The organism is Brevibacillus agri (assembly GCF_004117055.1).
In the GTDB taxonomy this organism is placed as follows: Bacteria; Bacillota; Bacilli; order Brevibacillales; family Brevibacillaceae; genus Brevibacillus; species Brevibacillus agri.
Genome location: NZ_CP026363.1, coordinates 2,378,610 through 2,392,934 on the forward strand (window position 1 = coordinate 2,378,610; position 14,325 = coordinate 2,392,934).

At 52.8% G+C, this 14,325-nt stretch carries 13 protein-coding genes; all 13 read left to right on the plus strand.

From position 1 onward, the window contains the following. Window positions 1–79: 79 nt before the first annotated feature. The 13 genes from BA6348_RS11945 to ftsA all read left to right on the plus strand — a co-directional run bounded on the left by BA6348_RS11945 (window position 80) and on the right by ftsA (window position 14,186). The gene (locus tag BA6348_RS11945; RefSeq protein ID WP_026557385.1) at window positions 80–1,558 is read left to right on the plus strand and encodes a UDP-N-acetylmuramoyl-L-alanyl-D-glutamate--2,6-diaminopimelate ligase; all 1,479 of its coding nucleotides are present in this window, start codon (window positions 80–82) and stop codon (window positions 1,556–1,558) included. A 44-nt stretch (window positions 1,559–1,602) separates the two neighbouring features. Further along, the gene (gene mraY, locus BA6348_RS11950; protein ID WP_005832983.1) at window positions 1,603–2,574 is read left to right on the plus strand and encodes a phospho-N-acetylmuramoyl-pentapeptide-transferase; all 972 of its coding nucleotides are present in this window, start codon (window positions 1,603–1,605) and stop codon (window positions 2,572–2,574) included. Continuing rightward, window positions 2,571–3,935: a UDP-N-acetylmuramoyl-L-alanine--D-glutamate ligase gene (murD, locus tag BA6348_RS11955; protein ID WP_007784206.1), complete on the plus strand. Its 1,365-nt coding sequence runs from the start codon at window positions 2,571–2,573 to the stop codon at window positions 3,933–3,935. The genes mraY and murD overlap by 4 nt, the downstream gene beginning before the upstream one ends. Window positions 3,936–4,001: 66 nt before the next feature. After that, window positions 4,002–5,099 carry a stage V sporulation protein E gene (gene spoVE, locus BA6348_RS11960; protein ID WP_025845057.1) on the plus strand — a complete coding sequence of 366 codons (1,098 nt, stop codon included), beginning with the start codon at window positions 4,002–4,004 and terminating at the stop codon, window positions 5,097–5,099. A 54-nt stretch (window positions 5,100–5,153) separates the two neighbouring features. Then, window positions 5,154–6,257: an undecaprenyldiphospho-muramoylpentapeptide beta-N-acetylglucosaminyltransferase gene (murG, locus tag BA6348_RS11965; protein WP_005832979.1), complete on the plus strand. Its 1,104-nt coding sequence runs from the start codon at window positions 5,154–5,156 to the stop codon at window positions 6,255–6,257. Between the two features lie 105 nt (window positions 6,258–6,362). Next, window positions 6,363–7,268 (plus strand): UDP-N-acetylmuramate dehydrogenase, encoded by a 906-nt coding sequence (murB, locus tag BA6348_RS11970; RefSeq protein ID WP_005832977.1) that lies wholly within the window; start codon window positions 6,363–6,365, stop codon window positions 7,266–7,268. 15 nt (window positions 7,269–7,283) lie between these two features. Next, window positions 7,284–8,540, plus strand: coding sequence for a UDP-N-acetylglucosamine 1-carboxyvinyltransferase (gene murA, locus BA6348_RS11975; RefSeq protein ID WP_005832975.1), 1,257 nt, complete (start codon window positions 7,284–7,286; stop codon window positions 8,538–8,540). Between the two features lie 144 nt (window positions 8,541–8,684). After that, a complete protein-coding gene (locus tag BA6348_RS11980; RefSeq protein ID WP_005832973.1) occupies window positions 8,685–9,482 on the plus strand; it encodes a cell division protein FtsQ/DivIB in 798 nt (265 codons plus the stop codon). 21 nt (window positions 9,483–9,503) lie between these two features. Next, complete coding sequence (locus BA6348_RS11985; RefSeq protein WP_005832971.1) at window positions 9,504–10,214, plus strand: DUF881 domain-containing protein; 711 nt, start codon at window positions 9,504–9,506, stop codon at window positions 10,212–10,214. A gap of 24 nt (window positions 10,215–10,238) precedes the next feature. After that, window positions 10,239–10,985, plus strand: a complete 747-nt coding sequence (locus BA6348_RS11990) for a DUF881 domain-containing protein (RefSeq protein ID WP_005832969.1) — start codon at window positions 10,239–10,241, stop codon at window positions 10,983–10,985. Between the two features lie 2 nt (window positions 10,986–10,987). After that, window positions 10,988–11,335 carry a small basic family protein gene (locus tag BA6348_RS11995; RefSeq protein ID WP_005832967.1) on the plus strand — a complete coding sequence of 116 codons (348 nt, stop codon included), beginning with the start codon at window positions 10,988–10,990 and terminating at the stop codon, window positions 11,333–11,335. Between the two features lie 181 nt (window positions 11,336–11,516). Next, window positions 11,517–12,662 (plus strand): IS4 family transposase, encoded by a 1,146-nt coding sequence (locus BA6348_RS12000; protein WP_005837477.1) that lies wholly within the window; start codon window positions 11,517–11,519, stop codon window positions 12,660–12,662. 270 nt (window positions 12,663–12,932) lie between these two features. Then, a complete protein-coding gene (ftsA, locus tag BA6348_RS12005; protein ID WP_005832964.1) occupies window positions 12,933–14,186 on the plus strand; it encodes a cell division protein FtsA in 1,254 nt (417 codons plus the stop codon). Window positions 14,187–14,325: the final 139 nt, after the last annotated feature.

The window sequence follows — 14,325 nt, forward strand, 5'->3', positions numbered from 1 at the left end:
CACAGAAATGGATCGGTTTCCTTTCGTAAAAAAGGGCAAATTTCTGTCTATACTAGTTGGAGAATGGGGTGCCTGTTTCATGTTTCTACGGGATCTGCTCATGCCTTTGTTGCCAGTGAAGGTTTCGGGGGATGACAGTATGGAGATTACGGGTTTGACAGCAGACTCGCGCCAGGTGAAGCCCGGCTACTTGTTTGTGTGTCTGACAGGGTACACCGTGGACGGTCATGCGTTTGCGGCCCAGGCGGTGAAAAATGGCGCCGTCGCCGTGCTATCCGAACAAGATCTGGACGTGCCAGCGACTATTGTCAGGGTGCCGGACACCCGGCGGGCAATGGCTATGCTGGCTGATCGCATTTTCGGATCTCCCACAAGAGAGTTAAAGGTGATTGGGGTTACCGGAACAAACGGGAAGACGACCACCACTCATCTGATCGACAAGATCCTGCGCGACCAGCGCAAGCAAACAGGCTTGATCGGCACGATCCACATGCGGATCGGGGATGTCACGGAAGAAGTGAAAAACACGACGCCCGATGCCGTGGACCTGCAAAGAAGCTTCCGTCGCATGTGCGATGTCCATACAGACTACGCGATTATCGAGGTGTCCTCCCACGCGCTGGAGCAGGGACGCGTGCGCGGCTGCGACATACATACCGCAGTCTTCACCAATTTGACGCAGGACCATCTCGACTACCATAAAACGATGGAAAACTACCGCTATGCCAAGTCGCTGCTGTTTTCCCAGCTCGGGAACCACTACGACCCGAACCGCCTGAAGACAGCCGTGCTGAACGCAGACGACGAGGCGTCGAAGCTGTATGCGACGGTGACCCCTGCGCGCGTCCTTACGTACGGGATCGACCAGCCGGCGGACGTGCGCGCGAAGGACATCGAAATCACGAGCAAGGGAACGTCGTTTACAGCGGAAACCTTTGCAGGCACCATTCGCCTCAACCTGAAGCTGATGGGCAAATTCAATGTGTACAACGCATTGGCCGCTATCGCGGTTACACTGGCAGAAGGCGTGAGCCTCGAAGACATCAAGGCCAGCCTGGAGGCGGTCCTCGGTGTGAACGGGCGATTCGAGTCGGTCGATGCCGGACAGCCGTTCGCCGTTCTGGTCGACTACTCCCATACGCCGGACAGCCTGGAGAACGCCTTGGTGACGGTCAAAGAGTTTGCCAAAGGCAACGTATTTTGCATCGTCGGCTGCGGCGGAGATCGCGATCGCACGAAGCGCCCGATTATGGCGAAGATCGCAACGAAGTATGCGGATATGACCGTCTTAACATCAGATAACCCTCGCTCCGAGGAGCCGCAAGCGATTATCGACGACATGCTGGCTGGCGTGCGCGACGTGGACGCTTCCCGTTACACAGCGGTGACAGACCGCCGCGAAGCGATTCATCATGCCATCTCGCTGGCAAAGGCTGACGACGTCATTTTGATCGCCGGAAAAGGTCATGAGACGTACCAGATTATTAAAGATCAAGTACTGCCCTTCGACGACCGTGAAGTAGCACGGGAAGCGATTGCCCGGTACAACCAAGAATAGAGACAGATGCGACACATTGGCATCGAAAGAAAGGAGGCTCGGGCATGTTCGCTGACAACGTCCTAATCGTCACGATCGTCGCCGCGTTTCTCATTGCCGTACTGATTGGCCCACTGTTTATTCCCTTCCTTCGCCGCCTGAAATTCGGGCAGGCCATTCGCGAGGAAGGACCGCAATCGCACTACAAGAAGGCTGGGACTCCTACCATGGGGGGTACCATCATTCTTTTGGCACTTATCTTTACCGTGTTGAAGTTTGCCAATGCCAACATGGAAATTTACTTCCTGTTACTGGTGACACTCGGCTACGGTCTGATCGGGTTTTTGGACGACTTTATCAAAATCAGAAAAAAACGCAACCTCGGTTTGACCGCCAAAGAGAAGTTTGCCGGTCAGATTTTGCTGGCAATCGGCGCGTATGTTTTGCTGCTCATGATGGGGCACGACACGTCGCTGCATCTGCCCGGAACGCCGTGGAAGCTGGAGCTCGGCTATTTCTACTTCCCGTTCCTGCTGTTTTTGCTCGTCGGCACGACCAACGCCGTGAACATTACAGACGGCCTGGACGGACTTTTGGCAGGGACAGGAGCCATCGCCTTTGGCGCGTACGCGATCATTGCCTGGTTCGGGCAGGACTACGACACGGCGATTTTCAGCGCCGCCGTCGTCGGGGCCGTTCTTGGCTTCCTCGTCTTCAACGCGCATCCGGCCCGCGTGTTCATGGGAGACACAGGCTCGCTCGGTTTGGGGGGAGCGCTTGCGGGAATTGCGATCATGACGAAAACCGAGTTGCTTTTGGCGATTATCGGCGGCGTGTTCGTCGTGGAGACACTGTCCGTCATTTTGCAGGTCGTTTCTTTCAAAACGCGCGGCAAACGGATTTTCCGCATGAGTCCGCTCCATCATCATTTTGAATTGACAGGCTGGTCCGAGTGGCGCGTCGTCGTCACCTTCTGGCTGGTCGGGATGTTTTTTGCCGGATTGGGCGTATATCTTGAGGTGGTGACAATCAGATGATTCGTTATCAAAACCAGCACGTAGTCGTTTTAGGAATGGCGAAAAGCGGTGTAGCAGTGGCAAAACTGCTGCACCGCTTTGGCGCTCATGTCGTGGTCAACGATAAAAAGCTGCGCGAAGAAGCAGGTGGCATCGAGGAACTGGAGGCGCTCGGGATCACCGTCATTTGCGGCCACCATCCGGATGATTTGATTCATCCGGGCGTGGCGCTCGTCGTTAAAAATCCGGGGATTCCGTACGAAGCGCCGCCTGTGCAGCAGGCGCTCGCACTGGAAATTCCTGTCGTGACGGAGGTGGAGCTAGCCTCCCAGATTGCCAAGGCACCGATCATCGGCATTACAGGCTCCAACGGAAAGACAACCACGACGACGCTCGTCGGACAAATCCTCAAGGAAGCGGGCCTGGATGTGCTCGTTGGCGGCAACATCGGCACGGTTTTGTGCGGCCTCGCCGAAGAAGCGGGCCCGGACCAGTGGCTCGTGGCCGAACTGAGCAGCTTCCAGCTCATGGGGACGAGGGAGTTTCGTCCGCACATCGGTGTTTTGCTCAATCTGTATCCTGCTCATCTCGACTACCACCATACGATGGAGGCGTATCTGGACGCGAAGCTGAAAATGTTCGCCAACCAAACAGCAGATGATATCGCGATCCTGCCGTTTGACCAGCCGGAGATTCTCGCCAAATGCGGCGAGCTGCCTGCCCGTGTCTACTACTTCAGCAAGACGCAGCAAGTTCCGAGAGGCGCTTTTGTCCAGGATGGCGTGATCCGGTTTACAGATGGACAGGGCCAGTCGGAGGACATCATCGCGGTAGCGGATATGACTGTTCCGCATTTGGACAACGCCCTGGCTGCGATTCTCGTCGCCAAGCTGGCTGGTGCCAATACAAGCGCCATCGTGCAGGTGCTGTCTACTTTTCCTGGCGTGGAGCATCGCATGGAATACGTCGATTCCATTGCCGGGGTCAAATATTACAACGACTCCAAAGCGACCAATCCGGAAGCGGCTTCCCGCGCGCTGCAGGCGTGCCAGGAGCCTGTTGTCTGGATTTGCGGCGGCCTTGACCGGGGCGTCGATTTTCGGGAGCTTTTGCCTGTCATGAAAGGACGGGTCAAAGCGGTCGTCGCGCTCGGGCAGACAGCGCCGATTTTGCTTGCGCGTGCGGAAGAAGCAGGGATTAACGAGCGAATCCATGTCGATACTGTGGAAAAAGCCGTTCTTGCTGCTTCCCGGTTGGCGCAATCAGGAGACGTAGTACTGCTCAGCCCGGCGTGTGCGAGCTGGGATATGTTCCCTTCGTTTGAGGTCAGGGGGAGCATGTTTAAGGACGGCGTGCATAGACTTAAAACAAGCCTAGCATAACGTCCCACGAAAGCCTCATGAATACAGCGCAATACGGGACGGCATGAGAAAGGATGACCTGGCACTATGAGCAAGGTACGCTCTGCCCCCGACTTCGTAATTATTTTTGCAACACTTTTTTTATTGGGAATTGGCATCGTGATGGTGTACAGCGCCAGTGCGATCGTCGCCCAGAAGCCGCCTTTTTCCGACCCGTACTTCTTTGCCAAGCGGCAGCTCATTTTTGCTTTGCTCGGCATTACCTCCATGTACATTACGATGAACATTGACTACTGGGTGTGGAAACAATGGGCCAAGCCGGGCTTTTACATGAGTATCGGCTTGTTGATACTGGTTCTCGTGATCGGGATCGAAGTGAACGGCTCCAAAAGCTGGCTTGGCTTCGGGGCTTTCGGGATTCAGCCTGGCGAATTTGCCAAGCTCGGCGTCGTCGCGTTTTTGGCGCGCTGGCTGTCGGACAACCAAAAACAGATCGTCCTGTTCCGAAAAGGGCTGATGCCTGCCCTGGCGATCCCGATGGTCTGCTTCGGGCTCATCATGCTCCAGCCGGACCTGGGAACCGGCACCGTCCTGATGGGAACGGCGGTTGTGATGATTTTTGCCTCGGGAGCGCGAATCAGCCACTTCGTCGGTCTGGGGATGATTGGCGTCGTCGGCTTTATCGGGCTGGTGTTGTCGGCCCCTTACCGCATCAAGCGGATTACGTCTTTTCTCGATCCATGGTCTGATCCGCTCAATACCGGGTACCAAATCATCCAGTCGCTGTATGCGATTGGCCCAGGCGGCTTGCTCGGCCTCGGTTTGGGACAAAGCAGGCAGAAGCATCTGTACTTGCCGGAGCCGTACAACGACTTCATTTTTTCCATCGTAGCGGAGGAGTTGGGGTTCATCGGCGGCACGCTCATCCTGCTTTTGTTCCTGCTGCTGTTGTGGAGAGGGATGCGCACCGCGATTACGGCGCCAGACCTGTTCGGAAGCCTCCTTGCGCTCGGGATCATCGGCATGATCGCTATTCAGGTCGTCATCAACATCGGCGTCGTCACGGGCATGTTCCCGGTTACCGGGATTACGCTGCCGTTTCTAAGCTACGGAGGATCATCCCTGACCTTGATGCTTACAGGGGTCGGCGTTCTCTTGAACATTTCCCGCTTTTCCCGATCATGAATTTTCAGCAGGAAGCCAGTTTTTTTCCCTGCATAAAAATAAGGGTGTGATTGTATGCGCGTCGTCCTAACAGGCGGTGGCACAGGTGGACATATTTATCCGGCGCTTGCGGTGGCGAGAGAAGTTTCTCGCCAAACACCGCAGGCTGCCTTTTTGTATATCGGCAGTAAAAAAGGGCTGGAGGCGCAGCTTGTACCGCGCACGGAAATTCCGTTCCAGTCTGTCGAGATCAGCGGCTTGAAGCGAAAGCTGTCGCTGGACAACATCAAGACTTTGTGGAAATTCGTTCGCGCGGTGTCCGAGGCGAAAAAAATGCTGCGCGACTTCCGGCCGGATGTCGTCGTCGGCACTGGCGGATACGTGTGCGGCCCGGTCGTGTACGCGGCGTCCCGTCTGGGCATTCCGACGCTGATTCACGAGCAAAACGTCGTCCCGGGCTTGACCAACAAGTTTTTGTCGCAGTCGGCTACGCGGGTGGCGGTGTCGTTTGCGGAGTCGCTCGCCTATTTTCCCAAGGGCAAAACAGTCTTTACCGGCAACCCGCGCGCGACAGAAGTGATGCACGGCAACGCGCAGGCGGGAAGAAGCTTTCTCGGGGTAGACTTTGGCAAGCGAATCGTCCTGATCTTTGGCGGCAGTCGCGGCGCACGAGCGATCAATGAAGCGGTGCTAGCTGTCGTCACACAACTGGGCCAATATGCCGATACTCATTTTGTATATGTAACGGGTGACGTTCATTTCGAGAACATCTCCAAACAACTTGCCGCAAAAGGGAAGCTTCCCGAAAACCTTTCCGTGCTTCCTTTCGTCCATAACATGCCGGACGTTTTGGCGGCGACGCATATTTTGGTTGGACGTGCCGGCGCGTCCACGCTGGCCGAAGTGACGGCGCTCGGCGTGCCGTCGATCCTCATCCCTTCTCCGTACGTGACCAACAACCATCAGGAGAAAAATGCGCGCGGCCTGGAACGGGCAGGGGCAGCGCGGGTCATTGTCGAAAAGGAACTGACCGGCGAGCGCCTGCTGGGCGAGGTAGAGAGCCTTTTGCAAAGCCGTGAGCGGTGGGCGCAGATGAAGGAAAGCGCCCTGTCGCTCGGAATGCCGCAGGCAGCGACCGAGATCGTTCGCACGCTGCAGGAAGTCTCCGGAAAAAAATGATCGGATGGGCGATTGTCACGCCGCTCTGGGCGATGGCATAGTATGGAGCAAACACGTGAGAAGACTTAAAGGTCCGACCTAGCAAACGTATCAGGAGGTTCACAAATGAAAAAAATCGCAGATGAGCTGAAGCAAGCAGGAATCGAAAAAGTGTGGACCAATGAACCTCTCGCCAATCATACGACTTGGCGGATCGGGGGTCCTGCTGATTTGTTGATCCAGCCCAAGGACAAAGAATCCTTGCTAAAAGCCTTGCAAATCATCCATCGTCATGAAATTCCTTGGAGTGTTATCGGGCGCGGCTCCAACCTTCTGGTGAGGGACGGAGGGATTCGCGGAGCCGTGCTCAAAGTGGCTGAGGGCTTGAGCCACTGCGAGTTCAGGGATGAAGAGGTGTGTGTGGGTGCCGGATATTCCATGATCCGCCTGGCGGTGGAGACAGGCAAGATGGGATTGACAGGGATGGAATTCGCAGGAGGGATTCCTGGTACGGTAGGCGGAGCCGTCTATATGAATGCAGGGGCACACGGATCTGATCTTTCACGTATTCTTATTGAAGCCGAAATCCTTTTTGCAAACGGCGAATGTAAGGTGTTGAGTAACGAGGAACTGAGCTTTAGCTATCGGACTTCACTCTTGCAGAGAGAAAAAGGGATCGTGCTGGAGGCCCGTTTCAAGCTGCGCCCTGGTGATCGCAAGCAAATTTCCGCTACGCTTTCTGCCAACAAGGAGCGGCGACGCCAGACACAGCCGTTGCAGATGCCGTGCGCCGGCAGTGTGTTCCGCAATCCGCCGAACGACCACGCAGGACGTCTGATCGAGGCAGCAGGGCTGAAAGGCTATCGAATCGGCGGAGCTCAGGTTTCGGAAAAACACTCCAATTTCATCGTGAATTGCGGAGGAGCCACGGCTACCGACGTCCTCACCTTAATCGAGCATGTACGGAGCACAATTCTTGCGACATACGGAATTGATCTGCATCCGGAAGTTCTGGTGGTGGGCGAGGGGTAACACGGAGGTGAAAGTTTGGAGACTTTTGCGATCGAAGGCGGAAGACCTCTGTCCGGTTCGCTTCGGATCCAAGGAGCTAAGAACGCTGCTCTTCCTATCCTTGCCGCTGCTGTGCTTGCGGAAGGGCAATTCTATATCTACGATGTCCCCCACTTGAAAGATATCAAGGTCATGTTGGAAATATTGACGGCGCTGGGGGCCAACACGAAGCATGTGGACGGTTGCGTCGATCTGGATACAACGTCTGTCTCCGTCCCGCATGTACCAGATGATTTAATGAGCCAGATGCGATCTTCTATTTTTCTCGCCGGGCCGCTTCTGGCCAGGTTGGGTGAAGTCACCATATCGCATCCCGGCGGCTGCGACATTGGTGAACGCCGAATTGACCTGCATTTGTCCGGTCTTACGGCACTCGGGGCTAAAATAGAAGAATCCGAAGGCTACATTACATTTCGGGCAAAGCAATTGCGCGGGACCAATATCTTTCTTTCCTTCCCCAGCGTGGGTGCGACGGAAAATATCATGATGGCGGCGGTCTTGGCAAAAGGGACGACACGCATCTGCAATGCGGCCCGAGAGCCGGAGATTATCGACCTGCAAAACTTTCTGAACGCCATGGGCGCGCGGATCAGGGGCGCAGGCACCGATACGATCGAGATCAGCGGCGTGCCGCGGCTTCGTTCCGTCAGCTACCGGATCATTCCCGACAGAATTGTCACGGGTACGTACGTGCTGGCGGTCGGAATTGCCCAGGGCCATGTCGAACTGACGAACACGCTGCCTGAGCAGCTCACAGCATTGATTGAGGTTGCCCGTAGCTGCGGTGTTGAAATCAAAACCCGCCATGATATAATGGAAATCAAAAGCAACTCCCGTCCGCGTGCCTACGACCGGATCATCACCTCGCCGTACCCAGGGTTTCCGACAGACCTGCAGGCGCAGTTGATGGTGTTTCTGTCACAGGCGAGGGGAACCAGCGTCATCAAGGAAACGATTTTCGAAGGAAGATTCAAACATGTGAATGAATTGGCGCGAATGGGCGCCTCTATATACGTAGATCTCGGCTCTGCCATCATTCGCGGCGTAGGGAAGCTGACCGCCACGAGTGTGGAAGCGACGGATCTGCGAGCAGGAGCTGCTTTGGTCTTGGCAGGGCTTGCTGCAGAAGGCATTACCACGGTGAACCAGATCCATCATATCGATCGCGGGTACGATCGGCTGGAAGAGCAATTGCGCAGGCTGGGAGCCGATATTACGAGGGTGTCGATATGATCGAGGGAAGACAAGCGGCATAGTGCTATGCCGCTTTCCCTGTTTTGTAAAGTGGCAATTATTTGGAAAAAAACCTTTTATTTTCTTTTGTTTTGAGTAATCTTGCGGGCGATGAGCCTAGAATGCATGAGGAAGGATTCGGCCATGGCGGTATTTGAAGAACGCATTCCGCAAGTCAAGCAGCAACGCCCCAGAAGAAAAGGAAACCGCAAGCTAGTTTTTCTCTTGGTGCTGTTTTTTCTTACCGTACTTATCATCGTTTTTATTCGATCACCATACAGCAAAGTGCAGGAAATTCAAGTGATCGGCAATGACATTTACCCAGCGGAGCAAATTGTCCAGCAGTCTGGCCTCGCGCGCGACATGCAATTTCTCAACGTATGGGAGAGCAGCGTGCAGAGCAACCTGCAGCCGCTGGAAGGCATCAAAAGCGTAACGGTCAGCCGCTCGTTCCCGGGAGTCATCCGCCTGCACGTGACAGAGCTGAAGCGGGTCGCTTTCTGGAACGGCCAGGACGGCAGCCGCTATCCGCTGCTCGAAAACGGGAAAGTATTGAAGCAGGTGAATTTTGCCGATCGCGTGGTGGACAGGCCGTTAATCAGCTCCTGGACAGCGCCTGAGCTCCTCCCGAACCTCGCCAAAGCGTTATCCAGACTGACGCCGAACGTGCTCGCAGAGATTTCGGACATAACTCTGACGCCAACGGTGTACGATAAGCAGCGGGTGACCTTGTACATGCGCGACGGAAACGAAGTGCGCAGTGTGGTCTACAAGCTCGACAAAATGTTGAACTGGTATCCGGCAATCGTGGCTGAGCTGCCCGCAGGTACCAAAGGGGTGCTCTCCATGTTTGAGCAGCCGTGGTTTGTTCCATACGGCGCGGCGGGAAGCGATGGCGTGCCGCTTACGGACAACCAGCAGCAAACAGAAAAGCCGCAGTAAAGGAAAAAGGGGAAGCAGACAATGAGTCGTCGCCGCAAGTTTCATTTGTATTTAACTGTTGTGACCTTCTGTACCGGTTTTTTGGTAGCGACCTCGTTTGAGACTACCAAGCTCACGCGCAAAGAGCGGCTGAACGATCAGTTGTTCCAGCAGGAAACGCAATTGAACGATCGGATTTTGTCCGAAAAAGAACAAAACAGGCATCTGGAAAAACAACTGATCGATCTGCAGCGGCAGGTGGGCAAAGTCGAGGAAGCGATGGCGCAGCGAAAATCGGAAGCAGCCGAAACGCTCAGCCAACTGGAAGCCGCGCGGATGCTCTCTGGCGTAGTAGCCGTAGAAGGGCCGGGAATCGTCATCACGATGCAAGACAGCCAAACGGCCGCCAGCAGCTCGGACATCGCCAACTTCATCGTGCATGAGCAGGACGTCCGCCTGGTCGTCAACGAGCTGCGTGCAGCGGGAGCGGAGGCGATCAGCATCAACGGCCAGCGGCTGGTGAGCAACTCTTCCATCCGCTGTGTCGGGCCGACGATTATCGTCAACGGGATCAAGTCAGCGGCTCCCTTTGTGATTTCGGCAATCGGCAATCCGGAGACGATGGAGAGTGCTCTCAATTTGCCGGGGGGAGTACTGCACTCCCTGCAAGATTTTGTTCAAATCGACCTGGCGAAAAAGGACAAGTTGCAACTGCCGGCTTTCGTCGGCGACGCCAAAACGAAACACTCCTAAAAGGGAAAAGGATGCGTTTGCCCCATGTTACAAAAAAGCCGTAAAATCACGTTTATTCTTGCCATTATTAGTGCTATCATAGGTGTGATGTTGGCTGTACAGTTGCGCAGCAGCTTACATCCCGTACATAAGGAGTCGCGCAGCATCGCGGAACTTCGGACCACGCTGCAAAAAGAACTGGAGAAACACAAGAACCTGCTTGCAGATATTTCCAAGTACAATCAGTTGTACTACCAATACGAAACCTCGCTAAGTGAAGACGAGAGCATTTCTGTCATGAAAGAAGAGCTGGAACGAAACCGCCGGTTGGCCGGAATGGTGGAAGTGGAAGGAGAAGGCATTGTGCTGCAAGTCGTCGATGCCCCCATGCCCGAGGAGCCGATTCTGGACGATCACATGCAGGTGCCTGTTGTAGGGGAATACACGATTGACGATGAAGATTTGCGTTGGCTGGTCAATATCCTGTTTGCGAACGGAGCGCAGGCGGTATCCATCAATGAGCACAGGTTGGTTGCCACCTCTGCGATTCGCAATGTCGGGGATGTCATTCAGATCGATACGAGGACGATTAAACCTCCGTATGAAATAAAAGCATTGGGGGAGCCCGAAGTACTGCTGTCCGCCTTGAAGCTGGAAGGGGTCGAAGAGAACTTCCGGCTCGCGAATAAAAAGGTGCTGGCCGAAAAACGGGACAAGCTGATGATTTCTGCAAACAAAGAAACACGCGTCATTCAATTTATGAAACCTGTAAAAGAAAAAGGAGATTCGTAACCATGTGGCTCCCGCTTATCGGACTGATTGTCGGTCTCGCTGTCGGCTTCCTTCTGGATTGGCGCGTGCCCCAGGAGTATAGCAGCTATCTCTCCATCGCCCTCTTGGCTGGATTGGACACGATCTTTGGGGGAATCCGCTCGTTTCTGGAGCGCACCTTCAACGTTCGGATCTTCATGTCCGGATTCTTTTTCAATACGCTGTTTGCAGCCGGCCTTGCCTTCATCGGCGGCTTCCTGGGGATTGATCTTTACCTGGCGGCGATTGTGGCTTTCGGGGTGCGTCTTTTCAATAACCTGGCCGTAATTAGGAGAATTGTTCTATCCCGTTGGATCAATCAGCAGGAATAGCCGTAACAAATGGGAAGAAGGTCATTTTTTTACAAAAATTCTCACTAGCGTTGCATTAATCTTTTCATACCATTCAAAATCATCATAACTTTCAGCGTTCAAGTGTTCTCAGGCATAAAAAAATCCTTTACACTGGAAAGGTCAGGTAGTTCCTGTCCAAATCCAACGCAAAGGATAGACCATGGACAAGAATACCCTATTTTCTTCATTTGGTAAATACATTTCACCCATTAATATTGTGAAATTTCAACAACGGATAGACGAAACGGATCAGGACAAGTACGTGAAAAAGTTAACGACCAAAGCATATCTACTCCTGTTTTTGCATGCTCAACTTCAGCAACGAGAAGGACTCCGAGCCATTGCAGATGATGTTTTATCAAAGAAATTCCAGCGAGAGTTAGGACTGTCGTCGATTAGTCCCGCTCAGCTTAGTCGCAAAAACAATCGAGTAGATCCAGCTTTGCTTGAAGAAATATTTGTTGACCTTGTAGGGCAAATTCAGAGACACTCGGGCAACACGTATTCCCTTCGAAAAGACATGAAAATCATTGATTCTACAACGATTGGGCTGTGTTTGCAGAAGTACAAATGGGCAACTTTCCGTAAAACCAAGGCTGGCATCAAACTTCATCTTCGTCTCGTCTTTGCCGACCAGGGGGATGTGTATCCTGAAAAAATAACCATCACGGGTGCCAAGTCCAATGACCGCACTCAAATGGAATCGTTGATTGATGAGATCGGTATGATGTACGTCTTTGATCGAGGGTATGTGGATTATGAAAAATTTGATGAATACACGGACAAAGGCATCTTTTTCGCTTCTCGTCTAAAAGATAACGCCGAAATCCGTCATCTTTATGAATTCAAAATCCCCTTGGAAAGCTCCGTTTTATCGGATTCCATGATCCTTCTTGGAACGCCTCAAAAGCGGGTAGATAACGTGCTGCGACTCATTGAAACGCTTGATTCGAAGGGAAATCTCATTCGAATCATTACGAATCGGTTCGACCTGGAAGCAGAAGAACTCAGCGACATCTATCGTTGGCGTTGGCAAATTGAGCTGTTTTTCAAGTGGATAAAGCAGCATGTAAAGATCAAGAACTTCTATGGAACGAGTGAAAATGCGGTACGAAACCAAGTATTACTCGCACTCATTGCCTACTGCCTGTTGCTCCTTGTCAAACTGGAACAAAACAGTCAGCACAGCTTGTTGCAGATCAGGAGATGGCTAAAAGTGTTTCTTTGGCAAACGTTCGAACAATGGATAGGTAGAATGAATTACCAGTCCAAACGAACATCCAGAGGGCGACAGAAAAGGAATTAGGTATTGGTTGCTGTTATCACGATTGTAATAAATGTATAAAACTACCAAATGGACAGTGGCTACCTTTTGCTTGGTTGCTGCCGTTTTTGGTTGTGTAGCTGAAAATGTCATTCAGAATACTTTGACAAATTACGAACGCATTTTTTATGCAACGCTAGTGAAAAATTCTATATGAAAAAAAGGGAATGGTTGTCCTGTGTGGAATAATTTATGCAGGTGTTCTCATTTTATTAGCAAGACAAAAGACGTAGCAGGGGAGGTGTCACAGGTTTGGTAAGTAATGAACTCATCGTCAGCCTAGACATTGGAACATCCAAAGTACGCGTCATGATCGGCGAAATCAACAACGGTTCCATCAACATCATCGGCGTCGGACAATCACATTCTGAAGGCATCAAGAAAGGTGTGATTGTTGACATCGACCAAACCGTGCATGCCATCCGGGAAGCGGTTGACCATGCCGAGCGCATGGTTGGCGTTTCAATCGAAGAAGTGTATGTGGGGATCACTGGAAACCATATCGAGTTGCATGAAACCCAAGGGGTTGTCGCTGTATCCAGCGAAGACCGTGAGATACGAGAAGAAGATATCCAACGCGTCATTCAGGCAGCGAAGGTCGTAGCGATTCCACCGGACCGTGAAATCATTGAGGTAGTTCCAAAGGAGTACATCGTAGACGGGCAAGGTAGTATAAAAGACCCGCGGGGCATGATTGGCGTCCGACTGGAAATGGAAGGTACCATTGTGACCGGATTGAAAACGGTTGTACATAACATTGTTCGCTGTGCTCAACGGACCAATTTGCGCGTGGCTGGAATTTTCTTGCAACCGCTTGCGGCTAGCACTGTCGCCCTTTCCAAAGATGACAAAAACATGGGTGTCGTTCTTGTCGACATCGGTGCGGGTTCTACCACGATCGGTGTATTCGAGCAAGGGAAGTTGGCAGCGACCACCGTGATCGGCATCGGTGGCGACCACATTACGAGCGACATTGCATTGGGATTGCGCACACATACGGATGTAGCAGACCGCGTGAAGATAAAAAACGGGTGTGCATTGATCGACGAAGCTTCTGAAGATGTGAAGTTCAAGGTGAACCGGATTGGCAGTGAAGTCGAAAAGCAGTTTACTCAAGTGGATTTGGCCAATATCATTGAGCCGCGCGCTGCAGAAATATTCCAACTGGTCGAGGAGGCCGTCTACAAGCTGGGCTTCCGCGACGAGATTGCAGGTGGCTACGTTCTCACAGGCGGTACCGTAGCGATGCCTGGCATGCTGGAATTGGCAAAAGAAGAATTGGACGCACCTGTTCGCATCGCAATTCCTGATTACATCGGAGTGCGGGATCCTGCCTACACCACAGGGGTAGGTTTGATTCAATATGCCTTGCAGTTGATGGAGCGCCGCAGCGTACGCGTCACCCCCTCATTCAAGGGCACTCAGAAGCAAACCGTTGTGAAGCAGCCGAAAGAAGGCGGCGGTTTAATGGAAAAAGTGAAAAACTGGTTTAGCGAGTTTATTTAGTCGCTTGCCGTAGTTAACACAATGGCGAAAATTGGAACGTTTCGTTCTTCGAAAAACATGGAAGAGAATAACGGGATGTCCCATTCGTTTTGTCAATCGGCTTCTTGGGCCACGAAGTTTTTATGTTGAATTGGGGAGG

Excerpts from the sequence above, each read along its gene's own strand:
- BA6348_RS11945 (WP_026557385.1), top strand. The coding sequence starts at position 80 with ATGTTTCTACGGGATCTGCTCATGCCTTTGTTGCCAGTGAAGGTTTCG.
- mraY (WP_005832983.1), top strand. The coding sequence starts at position 1,603 with ATGTTCGCTGACAACGTCCTAATCGTCACGATCGTCGCCGCGTTTCTC.
- murD (WP_007784206.1), top strand. The coding sequence starts at position 2,571 with ATGATTCGTTATCAAAACCAGCACGTAGTCGTTTTAGGAATGGCGAAA.
- spoVE (WP_025845057.1), top strand. The coding sequence starts at position 4,002 with ATGAGCAAGGTACGCTCTGCCCCCGACTTCGTAATTATTTTTGCAACA.
- murG (WP_005832979.1), top strand. The coding sequence starts at position 5,154 with ATGCGCGTCGTCCTAACAGGCGGTGGCACAGGTGGACATATTTATCCG.
- murB (WP_005832977.1), top strand. The coding sequence starts at position 6,363 with ATGAAAAAAATCGCAGATGAGCTGAAGCAAGCAGGAATCGAAAAAGTG.
- BA6348_RS11980 (WP_005832973.1), top strand. The coding sequence starts at position 8,685 with ATGGCGGTATTTGAAGAACGCATTCCGCAAGTCAAGCAGCAACGCCCC.
- BA6348_RS11985 (WP_005832971.1), top strand. The coding sequence starts at position 9,504 with ATGAGTCGTCGCCGCAAGTTTCATTTGTATTTAACTGTTGTGACCTTC.
- BA6348_RS11990 (WP_005832969.1), top strand. The coding sequence starts at position 10,239 with ATGTTACAAAAAAGCCGTAAAATCACGTTTATTCTTGCCATTATTAGT.
- BA6348_RS11995 (WP_005832967.1), top strand. The coding sequence starts at position 10,988 with ATGTGGCTCCCGCTTATCGGACTGATTGTCGGTCTCGCTGTCGGCTTC.
- BA6348_RS12000 (WP_005837477.1), top strand. The coding sequence starts at position 11,517 with ATGGACAAGAATACCCTATTTTCTTCATTTGGTAAATACATTTCACCC.